Source organism: Planifilum fulgidum (genome assembly GCF_900113175.1).
Classification (GTDB): Bacteria; Bacillota; Bacilli; order Thermoactinomycetales; family DSM-44946; genus Planifilum; species Planifilum fulgidum.
Genome location: NZ_FOOK01000003.1, coordinates 159981 through 177369 on the forward strand (window position 1 = coordinate 159981; position 17389 = coordinate 177369).

The following is a 17389-nucleotide window of genomic DNA, read 5'->3' on the forward strand; positions in this document are numbered from 1 at the left end:
AAGAGGAAATCGGTTGCCCGTTTCCGGAAACCGATGAGCGAAGATGAGAACGCCGCCGACGGCGCTTTGGTCCATGGTGAGCGCGTGAGCGGGGAGACTGGGAGGCGGATGTCCGCCGCCGGACATCCGCCTCTCTTGCTGAAAGGCGCCGGCGGAAATGAAATCAAAGCGGAAGCGTTTTCCCCCGCGGGGGAGATTCGGGAGGTGAAGGCCTTTGGCGAAGGAAATCCTGTTGCAGGTGGAGGGGCCGACGGAGACGATCACGCTGTCCGGTGAACGGGACGAACGGGGAACGTGGCGCCTGTGGGTGGAGCGCGGCGGAGAGGAGGAAAGACGCGAATGGGACGATTGGCTGGACGCCCTGCTGACTTTGGATGAAAATCCCTGGGAGGAGTACGAGCCGGTCACCGTCCATCCGGAATTCCGATCGAAAGTCTGGGGGGCCGTCCTGCAGCGGGCGGCCGATCCCGCGGAGCTGGTTCCCTGGTTTCAGGCCTGCTTTCCCGATGAACCGGTGCCGGATCCCCGGGTCTGGGAGGAGAAGTGCCCGCTGCCCCGTTTGGCGGAGGTGATCGCCCGGGTCCGGGATGCGGTCGTCCTGACGGGTGCGGGGATGTCGACGGAAAGCGGGATTCCGGATTTCCGTTCATCGACGGGATTGTGGCGGAAAATCGACCCCCGGCGCGTGGCCACGGTGGAGACGATGGAAAAAGACCCGGACCTGTTTCGCCGGTTTTACGGGGAACGCCTGCGGAATCTGGAGCACGTCCGTCCCCACGCCGGCCATTATGTGCTGGCCGAGTGGGCGAAGCAGGGCATCGTTCGGGCGGTGGTCACGCAAAACGTGGACGGGTTGCACCACCGGGCGGGAAGCCCGGAGGTGTATGAATTGCACGGATCGCTCCGCACGGTCCGCTGCCATCGGTGCGGGAGCCCCGCCGACCTGGAGGATTTCCTCGGGGGGGACGCCTGCGGTCTGTGCGGAGGTCCTCTCCGCCCCAACGTCGTGCTGTTCGGCGAACTGCTGCCGGAAGAGGAATGGGACCGGGCGATCCGGGCCATCCGCGAATCTTCCCTCCTCCTGGTGATCGGCACCAGTTTGGAGGTGTATCCCGTCAACCAGCTGCCGATGCTGTCCACGGGCCGGAAAGCGATCATCAACGGGAGCGTCACCGAGTGGGATCACCGGTTTCACCACGTCATCCACGCCAGAATCGGAAAAACCCTGATGAAACTGGATCGCCTGGTGAAGGAGATGAAGTAGCGGAAAAAAAAGGCCTTGCCGTCGGAGAGGCTCCTGCCCGCCGGTTTTTTCGGTATACCACCTTTTGCCGATAGGGAGATGAGCTTCATGGAAAAAAGGGAACTTTCCGGCCGCATCGCGGTTGTAACCGGGGCGGGACGGCGCCGGGGAATCGGTACGGCCATCTGCCGGGCCCTGGCGGACAAGGGGGCGGACATCTTTTTTGTGTGGCATCCCCATGACCGAAGAATGCGGGAGGAGGGGGACGATCCGGCCGAACTGGAAGAGGAGCTCAGGAGCAAGGGCGTGCGTGCGGAAGGTTTTGCGATGGACTTGTCTTCCCCGTCCGCTCCCGAGGCGGTGCTGGACCGGGTGGAGGAGCGGCTTCGAACCCCGTCGATTCTGGTAAACAACGCCGCCCACTCGACCACGGACGGCGTTGACGGGTTGGATGCGGTCACCCTGGACGCTCACTATGCGGTGAATGTCCGGGCCGCCGTCCTGCTGAGCGTCGGTTTTGCCCGGCGCTGGAAGGGAAAGCGGGGAGGACGCATCATCAATCTCACCTCCGGCCAGTCCCTCGGCCCGATGCCGGGGGAGATCGCCTACGCCACCACCAAGGGTGCCATCGAAGCGTTTACTTCCACCTTTGCCGTGGAGGTCGCTTCCCGGGGGATCACGGTGAATGCCGTCAATCCGGGCCCGACGGACACGGGATGGATGACCGAAGAATTGAAACGGGAGCTCCTGTCCCGCTTTCCGACCGGGAGGCTCGGTCAGCCGGAGGATGCCGCCCGGCTCATCGCCTTTCTCGCCGGGGAGGAAGCCGAATGGATTACGGGGCAGGTGATTCACTCGGAAGGGGGATTTTGGCGGCGGTGAAAGGGAAGGGCCGGCCGCCGAAGCGGGAGCGATGCTTTGAACCCGGTGGATGGACGGGGGTTTGAGCGCTCCGCGGTTTCCCTCTGCTTGTATTGCCGCGGAACCGACGGGGATTGAAAAGGGATCGTGCCGGAGGTGGAGAAACGGTGAAAATCATCGAACTTTCTCATTCTTTGCTCCCCGTGTACAAAAATGAATTGATCCTGGCCAGCCGGGGGAATCAGACGGAGTTGTACGAAATTGTTTTCCCGCGGGGGAAAGGGTTGGCAGCCCACATTCACACGGCCGGAGAAGACTGCGCTTTGGTGTTGTCCGGAAATCTGACCTATTATGTGGGAAACCGGGAAACCATTCAGGTGGAACCGGGCGGACTCGTTTTCGGCTGGCAAAATGTGTTGCACGGATATCTGAATCGAGGGGACGAGCCGGTACGCTTGGTGGTGTTTGTCACTCCGGGCAAGATCGGCTTGGCCTATCCCGCAGACGGAGATTCGAGGGTGCGGAAAGTCCCCGTGGATCAACGCAAGGTGCATGTGGAGGATGAGGTGGCTGTTTCCTCGGAATATGCCTCCTTCAGAACCGTCCTTGTGGAGGGTCGGTATGAGGAGCCGGAAGAACCGGGGGTCTTCAAAGTGTTTGTCGATTGGAAAAGGAAACGGCTTGTCGTTTTCGACGGGGAAAAGGTGGAATTGATCGCGGAGGAGCCGGTTCGCCTCCTGAGATATGCCGCACGGAGCTGAAGGCGGCGAACCGAAGGTTGGCGGGTTGCAAAGGGCATTTCCGGTTCGGATCGGAGCCGGGGATGCCCTGTTTTTGTGAGGCGTCTTTCGAAAGGATTCGAAAAAAACGACTTGCGCTTCAAGGGGAATCTGTTATATATTAAAACAAAAATATATCAACTGTTATCAAACAGATTGATGAGGGAGGTGCCGCCATGTCTGGAAACAAGGGGTTGGATGCCCACAATCACGGGTTGAGCGCGTGGGAAATGCTGCATCACGAACATTGGGACTTGCCGATGCTGGAAAAGCTTCGGGATCGGTTGAAGGCAGCCGTCGAAAACCTGACGGAACACCTGGCCGAAAGGGAATGCCCCTGCGGGGACGCCCGGCGCGATATCGAACACTATCGGGAGCTGTTGAAGGATGTGGAATGGGGCATCCGAAACCGGAATTTGTCCCCCGTCCCGGTCATCGAGGAATCCCTACGGGAATACATGAGCAAAAAACTTCCGCGGCACCGCTGCATCCGGCATCTGCTGCTGACGCGTCATCAATGGGGAATGGATCTGATCCGGCAGGGAAGCGGGGGATAACGGTTCGGAGCTGGAGCCGATTCACATTTTGCCTTGCCAAAGGGAAGATGACTGTATTATAATAGTTAACAAATAATAAAGCTGTTATCAAACAGCGGGATCTTCCCCGGTATAAGGAGACGATGAGCTTATGGCCAAAGATCGGGAGGCATGGCGGCACGTGCTCCTGGCGTTGGACCTGCTGCACCATTACCAGTGGAACATCGCGTTGATGAAAAAGGTCCGGAACGAGATGAAGCTCGCAATCGACAGGATGGCGGAGCGGCTGGCCGCGGGAAGCGACGAAAACCGCGCGGAGGATTTGCGGTTTTTCCTCAGTCTGTTGAATGATGTGGAGTCGGGGATTCAAAACGGGAATCTGCTCGTCATGCGCTCTGTCGAACAATCGCTGATCCGCCATCTTCTCAAAAGGGATCCGCATGACCGCCACCTGCACCAGTTGCTCAGCACCAAGCGGGACGGCGAATTGGACATGGTGTCCGTATGATCTGCGGGATGGGCCTTTGAAAAAAGCATCAGCCGACCGAACGGGAGTGAGGAATCCGGTATGGAACAGTCGATCAGTCCGGCACGCATGCGCCTGGTGAAGGAGGCGATTCAGGCCCGGGAACAGTATCTGAAAAAACTGGAGCGGATCCGCGACGAGTGGAAGAGGATTATCCAGGAGGAGGATCAAAACAGCGGACAGCGAACGGAAGTCAGTGCCCTTGAGCGGAAGTACCTGTTCCAATACGGAGATTTGGGCAGCATGTGATCCGGTGCAAAGGCCGTTTTGTCCCGGTTGCCTTGGGCGGACAAAACGGCCTTTTTTTGCGCCCTACGGGGGGATTATGCGTCATCGATGGCAGACAAATGGTTCTTTGGAAATGGAATGAAGGCGAAACACAGATTCTCCCGCTCCCTTTTTTCAACGAAGTTTCTGCGGAAGCGGCTTGACAGGTCGCGGCCGTGACGCCCCTTAGCCGAGTGCCGCGACAGGGTCGTCGTGCATTTTTGATCCGGGCATCCGCGGAGCCTTCCGCGAGGCCGCCCGGCCCGGGTGCCATTCGCGGAGCAAGGCGAGCCCGCAACCCGACCCCAGCGAAAGGATGTCGATGGTCGCCCTGTCGCATTCTTCTTCGTTTTCCACTCCCCAGTCAATCGGGCGGCGGGACGGGTTGATCTCAAGATTCCCTCACGTCGGTTGCCTGTCCTTGCGAGACGCCACGGGAAAGCCTGCCTCCTATGCGCGGGTCGAGGGAAAGGTGCACCCTTTTTTTTCGCGAAAGAGGAGCACATATGCGATGGCTCGCCTTCAAGGGATGGCGTTTTTACCGTTCAAGATGCTGCTTTCGCACGCCCCCGGCAGGGGTCAATTTTTATAGTTTCAATATGCCGGCGCAGGGCGAAGGAATGGAGGCGGCCGTCAGCAGCGGGCGGCCATCGCGGGCGCTGATGCTTCTTCCCCGGATCATTCCCGGGGATGAACCCGTCCGGTGTCGGTAGGCGAAACCGGGATGCACTTGGCCAATCATCGGGAGGAAAGCCGGATCTCCTTCAACCTGCACGATGTTCGCCTGGCCAAAGCCTTCTCCACCCGGATCGCGGATTTATCGAGGTCCCCCCGCCTCCCTGACGGAAGCCGGGAAGAGGCGAATCTGGCCGGGATGGGGAGCGGTGAAGGGGCTTGGGTCTCCGTTTCCCGCCTTTCTTGTGATAAGATGAAAAAAGGGCGGTAGGACAATCTGAAAAGGAGGAAATGAAGCATGGCTCAGGAACGAACGGGAGTCGTGACTTTCAAGGGAAATCCGGTCACCTTGGTGGGAAATGAGGTGAAGGTGGGGGATACCGCTCCCGATTTCACCGTGTTGGACAACGATCTTTCCCCGGTAACGCTGGCGGACAGCAAGGGTTCCGTCCGCATCATCAGCGTGGTTCCCTCCCTGGATACCGGCGTTTGCGACCAGCAGACCCGTCGCTTCAACGAAGAGGCGGCTTCCCTGGAGGGAGTCCGGGTTCTGACGATCAGCGTCGACCTGCCCTTCGCCCAGAAGCGCTGGTGCGGCGCCGCCGGAGTCGATCGGGTGCAAACCTTGTCCGACCACCGCGACCTCTCCTTCGGGACCGCCTACGGGGTGGTGATCAAGGAACTGCGCCTGTTGGCCCGGGCGGTGTTCGTCGTGGACAAGAACGACAAGGTGGTATACGTCGAGTATGTGCCGGAAGTGACCCAGCATCCGAACTACGAGGCGGCGATCGAAGCGGCCAAAAAGGCGGCGGCCTCGTAAGGGAAAATCATGCGTTCTGCCCCCCGAAAACTTTTTCGGGGGGCAGAATGATTTTGAAGAGAACAAGGCCGGGCGCCGGGTTCCAGCGAGGGGGTTGTCGGCAGTCTCGGTCCCCGAAAAAAGTCCCGGGGATTTTCTTTTCGCCGCGTCGGAGGAAAGTTGCAGCCCGTTTTGGTATGATGGGGATGCATGCGACGCTACTTCAGGAAGCCGTAAGGAGGGAATGGTGTGAATCCGGAAGAGCTGCGCCTCTTCGTCGCCGTGCCGATTCCGGATCCTGTCCGCGGGCGGATCGCCCTTCGGCTCGGCGAACTGAAAAAAGCGGCCTCCTTCCGCAAATGGGTCGATCCCCGGGATTGGCACATCACCCTTCAATTCCTGGGCGAATGCAGCCCGCAGACCGGAGAGCGGGTGAAGGAGCGACTGCGGGAGCTGTCCCCGACACTGCACCCTTTTCGGTTAAAGCTCGGTGCCCTCGGTTTGTTCGGCGACCCCCGGCGGCCGAGGATTCTTTGGAGCGGAGTGGAGGGGGAACTGGAGGCCTTGAGCCGCCTTCAGCGGAAAGTGGTGAGCCGGCTGTCCTCCCTCGGTTTCCCCGCCGAGTCGCGCCCCTTCCGGCCGCACCTGACGCTGGCCAGGAACTGCCGTCAGCGGAATTTCTCCCTTCCGGAGCTGGAGGCGCGGTGGATGGATGATTCCGACCGCCCGGAATGGGAGGTGCGCCGGATCGTTCTGTACCGTTCCCATCTGGGAAGGACGCCGATGTATGAATCGGTTGCGACATTTGATCTCAAGGGGGATGAGGAAGTTTAGAAAACCGGTTTTTTTTCATTTTAATTTCCCGGCCTGATCGGAAAGATCTCTTTCGATCGCTTGACCGCTTTTTCGGACTCTCTCGGTTTACCCGGATCCAAACATCAATCGCTTCTTTCCGTTGATCCGCCGCGATGGCAGCTTCGGGCCGATCCCCTTCATTTGAGGTCTTCGAAACTTTTGATTGCATAGTTTGTTTAGGTTATTCGCTTGCCGCCGCTTTCTCGCTTTTGTTTGGGGATTTGCCTGCGAAAGGGACGAAGACCTACACCCTGTTTCGAGATGGGGTTTTTCCAATGGCCTCGGGAGGTAAAAAAATATCCTTCCCCGGGGTATGGAGGTTAAACCGGTGAGCGAGTCACACCGCCGGGTATGGGAGAAACCCGATGGCAAGGAAGGGGAAGTTCTTTTTGAGTTCAGTCGGATCTTGATAACGCTTCCGGGCCGGGCGCCATTTCCGAACAATATGGTGTGCGATGTGTGGGCCGCGGGATGAATGGAATGATTGCATCCAAGTTGTGCGTTGTCTGCTTCTGATAATGCGGGGCGACGATACTTTTTCAATTGACGGAATTGTTCCCGGGGGTTATATTGTAAATACACGGCCCATTGGTTTGTCTCTTTTCGCGAATTGCAGGCTGCCTGGAAAAATGTATTGGCTTGTGGCTATATTTCAGGGGTTTGCCTATGAAAGGTGCATTTTGCGAACACCGGGAGCTTCGGCAAAAACCCCGGAGGTGTTCGCAAACGCGGAAACCCGCATCAAATAAGGGGAAACGGCGTTTTGCCGCTTCCGAAGCAAACGTCGGATTTCCTAAAATATGGTTAAATGGAGGAGATGTTCGCAAAACGGCGTAGAAGTCCAAGCCCATCAAGGAATTCAGCGCCCGCCGTCACAATAAGAACACCTCGGTAAAGAGGATTGAAACACCTGGTCCCGGGAGCCGATCCCGGTGGCCCGATCACAGTCACAATAAGAACACCTCGGTAAAGAGGATTGAAACACTGAAACCATAATTTTATAATCCCTCACATTGGTGGTCACAATAAGAACACCTCGGTAAAGAGGATTGAAACGGATGATGGCGATCAGTGGATCGAAAGGGGAAAAAAGGTCACAATAAGAACACCTCGTAAAGAGGATTGAAACGATCGTTTTGAACATTAACTCCCAAAATCCTTTAACTGTCACAATAAGAACACCTCAGTAAAGAAGATCGAAACTCATGCCCGTCTTGTTCAGAATTCCTCTACGGCTCGTCGCTCAGTAAAGAGGTTTGAAACGGGCTCACCAGATACGCGAACCGTTCCCCTTTTGTCACATCAGGATTGAAACGTTCCATGAAAACTGTGGCCAACAACAAAATGGGTCGCAATAGGAACACCTCCATGAAGACGGTATTTTCATCCCCACATGTTCAACTCGCACAAAAAGATGGCTGGGCATGATGTCCAGCCTTCATCACGCCGGGATGATCCCGGCCTTTCGTTATTTCAAGGTTTGATGAGCGGATAAACATCAAAATACAGCGTAGCTGCCACGATTTATATCAGACGCCGATGTACGAGCCGGTGGAGGCCTTTGGGCTGAAGGGGGATGGAAAAAGTGGAAGATCGGTTTTCCATTCTTCGATTTCCCGTGTAAGAGTGGTTTTCCGTATGATATCAATTATGGGATTTTTTACCGGAAGGACAATCCTTGGTCTTCGCCGTTCTTGCCTTCGGATCGGATGAGGCGGCCTTTTGCCGGACAAGCTTTGTTTTCCGCTGTTGCAGTGCCGGCCCCCTGAATTGGGGACGCGTTCCGTCTGGCGGGCGTCGCCCGGATCTTTCTTTTGCCGGCGTGTGGAAGGAGAATCAAGGAAATATTGGAAGAAAAGTTGTCTTGCAGTTCAAAAGAAAAGGCGTAAGAATTGTCAGGGGAGGTTCTGTTGATTTTTGTTTTATGGAAGGAAATCACTTCTTCCTCCCTGACACGCGGGACGAGGTCTACAAATCCGAGAGTGGGGGATTTGCCGGTGCTATTCCGCAAGGAGATTCAATTTTTTGGATGTAAAATTTTTTGTTTTTTAAGCCCCTTCTATTTCCAAATCCGAATAAAAGTAGTATCATATAAATGTTCAGTATGATATGACTGGTGAGGTGGAACAAGTGGATCCTTTGGAAATGCGGGAAATCGGTGAAGTGATCCGCAAGGTGCGGAAAGAACGAGGCATGCGCCTGGAGGATCTGGCCGACGAACATATTTCCCCGGCCACCATCAGCAATATTGAGCGGGGCGTTCCCCACGTCAGCAAGGACAAGGTGAACTATGTCCTCGATAAATTGGGCCTGTCGCTGGACCGGCTGCCGGAGATGATGACCAGGGAGCAGAAGAAGCTGGAGGATATCCGGCTGCAGCTCACGGCGGTGGAAAGCCTGATCGAATCGAACGAAACCAAACTGGCCGCGGAGAAGTTGGAAGCGTTGCAATTGGAAGATGATCATCCCTTCGCTCCGCATTATCACTTTTTGAGAGGGAGATATTTTTTAAGCGAACGAAAATGGAATCGGGCGGAGAAAGCTTTGTCCAACGCCATTCGCCTGTGTGAAGGGAATCCTCACGCTGAGCGGATGAATATCAAGGCAGATGCTTACAACGAACTTAGTATCAACAGCTATTACCAGAACGATATGGCCAAAGCCGTCCATTTCACGGACGAGGGAATGGAAGCTTTTAACCCGGAAGGAGAACGGAAACATGTAAAATATGTGCTCCTTCGGAACAAAGGAATCTATCTGGAGCGGATGGGGCGGATCGTTCAAGCCCTGCGGATTGTGGACAAGGTGTGGCCCGAGCTTAAAAGCATCGATCAGACGGAAACCGTGCTCAGTTTCTACTGGCTCCGTTCCGATCTGCTGCGTCGGAGCGGCGTTCTGGACGAAGCGTTGAAATATGCCCGGGAAGGGATTGAAATTGCCCGCAGGAACCGGGTGTGGATCAGCCTGTTTGACCTTTGGACCGTTTTGGGCACGATCTACATGGATCTCAAGGACTGGGAGAATGCCAAGGCGTGCTTTGATGTGGTGCTGTCACTGAGGGACAAGTTTCCTGAGAAAGAAATGTTTATCACCACATATACGAGGATCGGAATCATGCATATGAATTTGAAAGAATGGGATCAGGCGAAGCTTTTTCTGGAAGAGGCCATTGAAAAAGGTGAAGAACTGAACGATGTTCCCCGCTTGACGAAGGCTTTGATTTCCATGGGAGATTTTTACCGCTTGCAGGCGAAGAATCGGGAGGCCATTCCTTACTATCAGCGGGTGGAGAAACTGGCCAACAGGCATAATTTGAAGGATTTGGAATACGAAGCGTGGTTCAGGCTCAGTCAGTGCTGGAAAGACATCGACGAGGAGGAATTTCGGCGTTGCACGGAGAAGATGTTTGTAGTACAAGAGGAGCTTGATCGTGAGAGTGGAGGTGTGAGCCGTGAAGTGGGTTAAACTCCTGTTTGTCGCAGCTGCGATCCTGTCTGTTGCGTGGGTTGGCTTTGAAGCAAGCGCTGCTGTTTCCGTCGCTGATGTTGCTCCGCAACATAGCAATCCCGGTCATGCATGATGATGTAACTAAAAAAGGAATTTGCAATCGGCTGCCGGTTAAAAGGGCAGCCCTTTTTTGGGCAAAATCACCGATTCAGAAGTTTTCTATTAGGCTTCCGAACTGTTTGTCAGGGTTTCCTCGAAACGGTGCCCCCTGAAGGTCCCGTGCCGTATGCTTTGCTCAGTTCGCAGGAGAAGTCGGGAAAGTCCACTTAATGGACCGGTGTATTTCGCGGAAGAATCGGACCATCCTCCACATTAGCGGTTTTGGAGGTTCGCGCCATGGGAAAGCGAAGCAGTCACGCCAGGCTCTTTTTTTATTCCCTTCTGGTGGTTCTGTACTTCATTACGATTTTTTTGCCCTCGAAGGCCGTGATGACTGCCTTCGGCCTCGTCGGCCTTCTCTGCATTCTTCTCTCTTTTCCGGGGGCCGACCGGTTGTATCAGATGGTCGGTTTCCTCTTCTTGGCGTCCGGAATCGGCATCGCTTGGGTGGAGGGGATCAGCCCGAAGAATGTGTCGGATCACTTTGTTTCGCCCGTCATGCTGCTCGCCCTGCTGTTCGTTCTTTCCTTTTTTCAGAGCCTGATGAAGGTGGGATCCTTTGACCAAGCGCTGAGCCGCCTGCTGAGCGCGCGGGCGGGACACCTGGGAAAACTGTATATTCGCGGCACTTTCGCAAGCTACCTGTTGACGGTTTTTTTATTTTTTGCGGCCATTCCGATCGCCCACGATCTGTTGAAGCGAAACCTTGCCGGGATTTCTCCCTCCCTGCAAAAGAAGTTTTTGAGCCGCGCGATCCTGCGGGGATTTGCCCTGGGAACGGTCTGGAGTCCCCTGGAGGTGCTGATCGCCCTCGTGGCTGAAATGACCCGGGTCGATTATACGGCGATGCTTCCGTGGCTCCTCCTGTTTTCTCTTGGGCTGCTGGCGGCCGACGGAACGATGGGTTATCGGCGCCATTCCGCTGAATGGAGCGGATGCGACCGGCTGCCGCCGGGAGATGATCGAGGCCGCCGCCGGCTGTTTCTGCTTCCGGTGGTGCTGGCGTTCTTTTTGGCCTTCGTGTGGTTGGTGCAGAGTCTCCTTCATGTCCGATTCTTCACCGCCGTGACGCTCGCGATGGTTCCGTACGCCGCCGTTTGGGCAGCCATGCTCGGCCGCTTGAAGCGGTATGTGAGGCACAGCTTTTCCAACTGGAAGCGCCAGACGCCGCAGCTGCAAAACATGGTGCTCCTGTTTCTGTCCGTCGGGTTTTTCAACGGGATGATTCAGCAGTCGGCGGCCATCGATGGACTTCAAACTCTGCTTCACCGGGTGGAAGAGACGCCTCTTCTCCTGTTTCTGACCATCCAGCTGTTCATGTTGGGCATGACGTTTCTGGGAATCAGCACGCTCGTCACTCTGAGCTTTGTGGGCGTGTTCATTCAGCCGCTTCTGGAAAACATGAACCCGTTGAGCCTGGCCTTGGTGCTGGTCACCTCCAGCGTCGCTCCGGACGTGGCCGGTCCCTACAATTCGACCGTCATTCTGATGAGCGAACGGACGGGCCTCAATCCCTACCGCATTTCCCGCTGGAACCTGGGCTTTTCCCTGGCCTTCGGCGGGGCGGGAGTGGGGCTGGCTTATTGGTTGTTGTGATTGGAAAGAATATGGCTTTCTTCCGAGTAGGGAACCGATTTGCGGAGTTCCTTGAAAACGGCAAACCGTTGTCTGTTGTGCCGCAATCGAAATAAGAAACGCCGCCCGGTGGAGGCGTCAACATTCCGCGCTTTCTCCAAAGTAACCTTCCCTGTCCGAAGGGAAAGGTCACCCCGCTGTCATAGGGAGGGATCGAGCAAACTTGATCGGCCGATTGCCGGAACCTAGTCATCCGCCACGGGAAAAATCATCGGATCCGACGAGACAATGTGGGGAATCGATCAAATCACTACCATTGATTCCATAGATCGGGTGACAGGACGGTCTTTCCTTCCATCACACACGCGAAGCGGTTGAAATCCGTTTTTGCCTCTTGCGGATACGTATAGCGGAGAACGATGGAACTTTCCCTCTCTTCAACCAGCCGTCATGCATCAAAAAAACGTCGAATCACTTTGCAACGCTCGATTTGTTGAATCGGATCATATTGTTCCTTTGTGTAGATTTGTACCGTTCTCCCCTGTGCGTCATTCACGGATCGCCGGAAGGTTGGTTGACCCGATAAGTCCTCCAACGGGGGAAAACGCGTATCAAACACAAAAATCCCACTCACTTTTAAACACCGAAACAGAACGTGATCCGGTTCTTCATTTGTAAGAAAATGTTGGAACCCATGTCCTGTCATCCGCAAAGGGTACTCTCACCTTCAAGTGCAATTGGCGACAATCCCGGACTTTCCAGTGAATGGAAAGTCATGGTGAAGCTTTCTCTTTTTCTCTCTTAAGCATGCCCTCATGTATATCGACAGCGATCAGGGAAACCCCTGTCTTTGCCATGGGAATGATGATTCGGCCGGTTCCACAGCCCGGTTCTTACAAACCTTTTTGCAAGATCTAAAGGAAAAGGAAGTTCACTTGAAGACGGGTTTTCCAGATCATACAGAGCGCGTTCTGACAAATCGATATCCATTGATTCCCACGATCTTTCATGGGACGGCCCCGGCGAAATTCGAAAGCAGGGAATCCCGTTCCCAAGAAAATGACGCGGATTGTCCGTAAAAATGCATTCAAAAACGTCAAATAATCCTTATATCCAATGGAAGAGACATAAGATGGTTATTCTTGTTTATGAAACATCCATATCCTTATACAAAGTCCATGCCATCTTGACATCCTTTTCCACTCTGAAGTAAAATACCGATACGTACTGGTATTTACGGGGGGATGATCTTTTGGAGTCCCTGCTTTTTGCAAAGCGAATGCCCAAGGACGCCCGTCAGAAGCTGCTTTATGTGGCCCTGCGCCTGTTTACGGAAAAGGGATTTAAGGAAACCTCCATCCTGGAGATGGTGGAGGCGGCCCATGTTTCCAAAACGACGTTCTACAATTTTTTTCGCAGCAAAGAGGAACTGCTGGTCCAGCTGTTTGAACGGCTGGTCGACGAAGTGCTGGACGAGGTGAAAAAGGCCGCGGATCGGCAGGAGAAGGTGTCCTACAAGGCCTTTTCCGGAATCCGCCGCTATATCGAGCTTTGCACCGACCGGGTGACGGTGGCGCGCCTGCTGCTGGTGGCTTCGGTGGGGGTCAGCCAAGAGGTGGAGAAGGTGAGGCGCAAAGCCCATCTCCGCTTTGCGGAACTGATTTACAGCATCGTGCGGGATGTGCTGTCCGGAACCGTCCCCGAGGAGGAGCTGAAGATCGGCGCCCAGGCGATGGTGGGAGCCATCAACGAAGTGGTGATCCAAAACGTGATCACTTCGGAACAGGAGGCGGATCTCGACCGATTGGCGCGGATGTTGAACCGGATCGTTGTGGGATCCTTCTCGGCCCTGGTGATGAAACAGTCTGCCAATTGAAAATCCCCCCGAAATCGCGCCGGTGCGATTTTTCTATCCCGAAATGTCGGAAGAAAGGGAAAATGCGCAGGTTTTCGTCCAAACACGGGACGCCGATGGCCGCGGCGACAGATGACGGGCGATTTACGGCACAGACGGCGGTGGAAGGCGTTTGTCTCCGGTCGAAGGACCGGTTTGTCCAAATTCATCACCCGAAAGGAGCGGGACCAATGGCCAATTATACGACAGCGGAAGTTTTTCAGGAGATCGAAAAGCGGTTGAAGGAAAACCCGAAACCGATCGAGGGAATGAAGGCCATCTACCAGTTTGATCTGTCCGGGGAGGACGGAGCCGTATATCAGCTTCATCTGGCGGATGGAGCGGCCAAAGTGGAGCAAGGGGAGGCGGCGACCGCCGATTGCACGATCCAGATGACCGCCGCCGATTTCAAGGACATGCTGCTCGGCAACCTGAATCCGACGGCGGCCTTCATGTCCGGCAAACTGAAGGTGAAGGGCAATCTGGGACTGGCGATGAAGCTGCAAAACGTGTTGGGCCAGTATGAGCCTCCGCGGGCGTGAGGACGGAGGATCCAGCATTTTTTGATTTCCTTTTTCTTCAGAAAAACAAAGGAAACGGCCAGCCTCAAAAGACGGAAACTTCGGAACCCACTGTTTTTGCGGAATAAATATAAATGAAAAATGGTTGTGGGAGAAACCGTACGAGTTTAACAGCGACGGGAGGGTTTCGATGAAGCCCAAAAATCTGCTGGAGGCGGTTCAGCGAACCGTTGAACGATACCCCGACAAGCCGGCCCTGATGTGGAAGAGCGGCGGGGCGTATCAAAGCATGACCTATCGGGAAATGTGGCGGCAGATTCAGGATGCGGCCGCCGGGTTGGTCCGGTTGGGCATCGGAAAGGACGACAAGGTGGCCCTTATGTCGGAGAACAATCCCTGGTGGCCCATCACCGATTTGGCCATCCTGAGTCTGGGAGCGGTTACAGTTCCCGTCTATCCCACGTTGACTCCGGAACAGGTGTCCTATATTCTGAAAAACGCCGAATGCAAAGCGATCGTCGTCGAAGACGAACATCAGCTGAAAAAGGTCCGGGAAGGGGACGCGGACGTTTCCAGCATCATCGTGATCCGTCCCGGGGACGGGTTTGCGCCCGGCGAAGGCGTCCTCGACATGGCCGATCTTCTGAAGGAGGGAAAATCCCATCCCCTGGAGGGTTGGGAGAAGGGCTTCGATGAGATCGGGCGGGACCGGCTGGCGACGATCATCCACACCTCGGGGACGACGGGGCCGCCCAAAGGGGTGATGCTCACCCACGGTAATTTCCTGTCCAACATGGAAGGCGTTCATTTCTGGGTGATCGAGCTGAAACCCGAGGATGTCCTGCTCTCCTATCTTCCCTTGTCCCATGTTTTCGAACGGATGGCCGGCCAATTTATGCCCCTGTATATCGGCACGACCATCGCCTACGCGGAGAGCATCGACAAGATCCAGGAGAACCTGCAGGAAGTGAAGCCGACGGTGATGACCAGCGTTCCCCGCCTTTTCGAAAAGGTGTATGAAAAGGTGCAGGAGCAGATCGAGTCGGGAACGCCCCTTCGGCGGAAAATATTTGACTGGGCGGTCCGCGTCGGCATGAAGCGGTACGAGATTTATCTCAATGAATCCATCGACAAATTGCTCCTGGGGGATCCCATGCCTCCCGGCTTGCGCCGGCAGTGGAAGCTGGCCAAGGCCCTCGTCTACAAAAAGGTAAAGGACGGTCTCGGCGGCCGCATCCGGGGGATGGTCTCGGGAGGGGCGCCCCTCAATCCGGAGATCGGGAAATTCTTCTGGGCCATGGATATTCCCATTCTGGAGGGTTACGGGTTGACGGAGACGTCTCCGGTCATCTCCGCCAATCCGATGGTCCGCTCCAAGGTGGGAACCGTGGGCAAACCCCTGCCCAACGTGGAAGTGAAGATCGCCCCGGACGGGGAGATTCTGGTCCGCGGCCCCAGCGTGATGGTCGGCTACTACAAAAACGAAGAGGCGACCCGGGAGGCGATATCCGAGGACGGCTGGTTCCACACGGGGGATCTGGGCGAACTGGACGAGGAGGGCTACCTGAAGGTCGTCGACCGGAAGAAAAATATCCTGGTGCTTTCCACCGGGAAAAATGTGGCGCCGCAGCCGGTGGAGACGGCGATCAACGAAAGCCGCTACATCGAGACTTCGGCCCTGATCGGGAACAACCGCAAGTATGTCATTGTCCTGGTCGTTCCCCAGTTTGAAAATGTCATGGACTGGGCGAAGAAGAAGGGGATCGGGGGGGAGCGGGCGGAAGTGATCCGCCATCCCGAGGTCCAGCGGTTGATCCGTCAGGAAGTGGAAAAGGCCGTTCAAGGGTTTGCTCCCCACGAGCAGCCGAAAAAAGTGGTGATCATGGAACGGGAGTGGTCGGTGGAAACCGGTGAATTGACGCCGACCCTCAAGGTGCGGATGCGGGAGATCGAGAAGAAATATGCCGAACAGATCGAAAAAGCTTACAGCGAAGATGCCGGGGCGGCGAGCGAAGTGGCCGCAACGGCCGACTGAAAAGAGAACGGAGGGATGGAAGTGGGGGGAGAAAACTGTCGGCTTGAGATGCGGAAGCGGGTGGCGGTGATCACCATCGACCGGCCCCCGATGAACACCTTGAGCCGCGATACGCTCACGGAGATCGGAACGATCCTGGACAAAATCGAGGGGGACGGGGAAGTCCGCGCCGTCGTTCTGACCGGGGCCGGGGAGAAGATGTTCTCCGCCGGGGCGGATGTGACGGAGTTTGCGGGCATGGCGGATCCCGAATCCGCTGAAGCCACCCTCAAGCGGATGCACGACCTGTTTAACCGGATCGAGCGCTTCTCCAAACCGATCATCGCCTGTATCAACGGGCATGCTCTGGGCGGCGGGAACGAGCTGCAGATGGCTTGCCACCTGGCAGTCGCCGCCGACACCGCCGAGCTGGGGCTGCCGGAGGTGCGCCTGGGGATCATGCCCGGATACGGAGGGACCCAGCGGTTGGCCCGTCTGGTCGGTCGCCGGCGCGCCCTGGCGATGATGCTGAGCGGGGAGCGCATTCCCGCCCAAACCGCCCTGGAATGGGGTCTGGTCAACCGGGTGGTTCCCCGGGAGAAGGTCCTGGAGGAGGCGGTAAAGTGGGCGGAGCAGCTGGCGGGAGGGCCGCCCCTCGCCATGAAGGGGATCCTGGATGCCGTCGTCCGGGGAACCGATGTGGACCTGGAGCAGGGGCTGGCCATCGAGAGGGAAAACATGCTCTCCGTTATCCGGACGGAAGACGCCATCGAGGGCGTCACATCCTTCTTCCAGAAAAAGACCCCCAACTTCAAGGGGCGGTGAGTCAGTCCGCCCCTTGAGGCGGGTGTGTTGGGCCATATGGTTTGAAAAAGGAGCGCCCGTCAAGGGGCGCTCGAGGCTGTTGACAAAGAAGGGTCAACAGCCTTTTTTGTTGAATTCGGAATAAAACAATTCCGAAGGAAGGTTTTTATATGTTCAGGACGAACCCATCCAGGGAATTTCAACCCGAAACAGTCAACATAGAAGACCTTGTTCCCCAAGATCACTTGCTTAGAAAAATCAATGAAACCATCGACTTTTCGTTTATCGCGGAAAAATGCCGCCCCTTGTATTGTCAAGATAATGGGCGTCCTTGCATCGATCCGGTCATGCTGTTCAAAATGCTTTTGATCGGTTATTTGTACGGAATTCGTTCGGAAAGACGCCTCATTGAGGAAATCCGGGTCAACATCGCC

17 protein-coding genes and 1 pseudogene are annotated in these 17389 nt (G+C 55.9%); 17 read left to right on the plus strand and 1 reads right to left on the minus strand.

The genetic code is table 11. The annotated features are described in order from the left end of the window. Positions 1 to 214: 214 nt before the first annotated feature. From BM063_RS02790 to BM063_RS02850, 12 genes are all read left to right on the plus strand, one after another. Positions 215 to 1264, plus strand: a complete 1050-nt coding sequence (locus tag BM063_RS02790) for an SIR2 family NAD-dependent protein deacylase (RefSeq protein ID WP_092035794.1) — start codon at positions 215 to 217, stop codon at positions 1262 to 1264. Between the two features lie 78 nt (positions 1265 to 1342). Beyond that, the gene (locus BM063_RS02795) at positions 1343 to 2125 is read left to right on the plus strand and encodes an SDR family oxidoreductase (protein ID WP_092035795.1); all 783 of its coding nucleotides are present in this window, start codon (positions 1343 to 1345) and stop codon (positions 2123 to 2125) included. Positions 2126 to 2271: 146 nt separating this feature from the next. After that, on the plus strand, positions 2272 to 2865 hold the full coding sequence (locus BM063_RS02800) for a cupin domain-containing protein (protein ID WP_177198943.1): 594 nt from the start codon (positions 2272 to 2274) through the stop codon (positions 2863 to 2865). Between the two features lie 194 nt (positions 2866 to 3059). Continuing rightward, positions 3060 to 3440 (plus strand): hypothetical protein, encoded by a 381-nt coding sequence (locus BM063_RS02805; protein ID WP_092035797.1) that lies wholly within the window; start codon positions 3060 to 3062, stop codon positions 3438 to 3440. 130 nt (positions 3441 to 3570) lie between these two features. Then, a complete protein-coding gene (locus BM063_RS02810) occupies positions 3571 to 3927 on the plus strand; it encodes a hypothetical protein (protein WP_092035798.1) in 357 nt (118 codons plus the stop codon). A 60-nt stretch (positions 3928 to 3987) separates the two neighbouring features. Further along, the gene (locus tag BM063_RS02815) at positions 3988 to 4194 is read left to right on the plus strand and encodes a hypothetical protein (protein WP_092035799.1); all 207 of its coding nucleotides are present in this window, start codon (positions 3988 to 3990) and stop codon (positions 4192 to 4194) included. 721 nt (positions 4195 to 4915) lie between these two features. Then, the gene (locus BM063_RS02825) at positions 4916 to 5158 is read left to right on the plus strand and encodes a hypothetical protein (protein ID WP_092035801.1); all 243 of its coding nucleotides are present in this window, start codon (positions 4916 to 4918) and stop codon (positions 5156 to 5158) included. Between the two features lie 27 nt (positions 5159 to 5185). After that, positions 5186 to 5707 carry a thiol peroxidase gene (gene tpx, locus BM063_RS02830; protein ID WP_092035802.1) on the plus strand — a complete coding sequence of 174 codons (522 nt, stop codon included), beginning with the start codon at positions 5186 to 5188 and terminating at the stop codon, positions 5705 to 5707. Positions 5708 to 5935: 228 nt separating this feature from the next. Beyond that, a complete protein-coding gene (gene thpR, locus BM063_RS02835) occupies positions 5936 to 6520 on the plus strand; it encodes an RNA 2',3'-cyclic phosphodiesterase (RefSeq protein WP_092035803.1) in 585 nt (194 codons plus the stop codon). Between the two features lie 1699 nt (positions 6521 to 8219). Continuing rightward, entirely contained in the window at positions 8220 to 8576 is a 357-nt protein-coding gene (locus tag BM063_RS17170; protein ID WP_143085212.1) for a hypothetical protein, read from the plus strand. 95 nt (positions 8577 to 8671) lie between these two features. Further along, on the plus strand, positions 8672 to 10006 hold the full coding sequence (locus tag BM063_RS02845) for a helix-turn-helix domain-containing protein (RefSeq protein ID WP_092035805.1): 1335 nt from the start codon (positions 8672 to 8674) through the stop codon (positions 10004 to 10006). A 378-nt stretch (positions 10007 to 10384) separates the two neighbouring features. Then, positions 10385 to 11743, plus strand: a complete 1359-nt coding sequence (locus BM063_RS02850; protein WP_092035806.1) for a hypothetical protein — start codon at positions 10385 to 10387, stop codon at positions 11741 to 11743. Positions 11744 to 12495: 752 nt separating this feature from the next. Here the strand turns inward: BM063_RS02850 and BM063_RS18255 are convergent. After that, positions 12496 to 12600, minus strand: a pseudogene (locus BM063_RS18255) (class I SAM-dependent methyltransferase); the annotation flags it as partial. 374 nt (positions 12601 to 12974) lie between these two features. Between BM063_RS18255 and BM063_RS02860 the strand changes: the two are divergent. The 5 genes from BM063_RS02860 to BM063_RS02880 form a co-directional block, all read left to right on the plus strand. Beyond that, positions 12975 to 13598: a TetR/AcrR family transcriptional regulator gene (locus BM063_RS02860; protein ID WP_092035808.1), complete on the plus strand. Its 624-nt coding sequence runs from the start codon at positions 12975 to 12977 to the stop codon at positions 13596 to 13598. Between the two features lie 209 nt (positions 13599 to 13807). Next, positions 13808 to 14158, plus strand: coding sequence for an SCP2 sterol-binding domain-containing protein (locus tag BM063_RS02865; RefSeq protein ID WP_092035809.1), 351 nt, complete (start codon positions 13808 to 13810; stop codon positions 14156 to 14158). Positions 14159 to 14327: 169 nt separating this feature from the next. Then, complete coding sequence (locus tag BM063_RS02870; protein WP_092035810.1) at positions 14328 to 16172, plus strand: AMP-dependent synthetase/ligase; 1845 nt, start codon at positions 14328 to 14330, stop codon at positions 16170 to 16172. Between the two features lie 15 nt (positions 16173 to 16187). Next, on the plus strand, positions 16188 to 16976 hold the full coding sequence (locus BM063_RS02875; protein WP_218154401.1) for an enoyl-CoA hydratase/isomerase family protein: 789 nt from the start codon (positions 16188 to 16190) through the stop codon (positions 16974 to 16976). Positions 16977 to 17125: 149 nt separating this feature from the next. Next, positions 17126 to 17389 (plus strand): transposase (locus BM063_RS02880; RefSeq protein WP_143085213.1); only part of this gene is annotated, 264 nt, incomplete at its 3' end.

Bases quoted from the DNA above. Each gene is read 5' to 3' on its own strand.
- BM063_RS02795 (WP_092035795.1), top strand. From the start codon at position 1,343: ATGAGCTTCATGGAAAAAAGGGAACTTTCCGGCCGCATCGCGGTTGTA.
- BM063_RS02805 (WP_092035797.1), top strand. From the start codon at position 3,060: ATGTCTGGAAACAAGGGGTTGGATGCCCACAATCACGGGTTGAGCGCG.
- BM063_RS02810 (WP_092035798.1), top strand. From the start codon at position 3,571: ATGGCCAAAGATCGGGAGGCATGGCGGCACGTGCTCCTGGCGTTGGAC.
- BM063_RS02815 (WP_092035799.1), top strand. From the start codon at position 3,988: ATGGAACAGTCGATCAGTCCGGCACGCATGCGCCTGGTGAAGGAGGCG.
- tpx (WP_092035802.1), top strand. From the start codon at position 5,186: ATGGCTCAGGAACGAACGGGAGTCGTGACTTTCAAGGGAAATCCGGTC.
- BM063_RS02850 (WP_092035806.1), top strand. From the start codon at position 10,385: ATGGGAAAGCGAAGCAGTCACGCCAGGCTCTTTTTTTATTCCCTTCTG.
- BM063_RS02865 (WP_092035809.1), top strand. From the start codon at position 13,808: ATGGCCAATTATACGACAGCGGAAGTTTTTCAGGAGATCGAAAAGCGG.
- BM063_RS02870 (WP_092035810.1), top strand. From the start codon at position 14,328: ATGAAGCCCAAAAATCTGCTGGAGGCGGTTCAGCGAACCGTTGAACGA.
- BM063_RS02875 (WP_218154401.1), top strand. From the start codon at position 16,188: ATGGAAGTGGGGGGAGAAAACTGTCGGCTTGAGATGCGGAAGCGGGTG.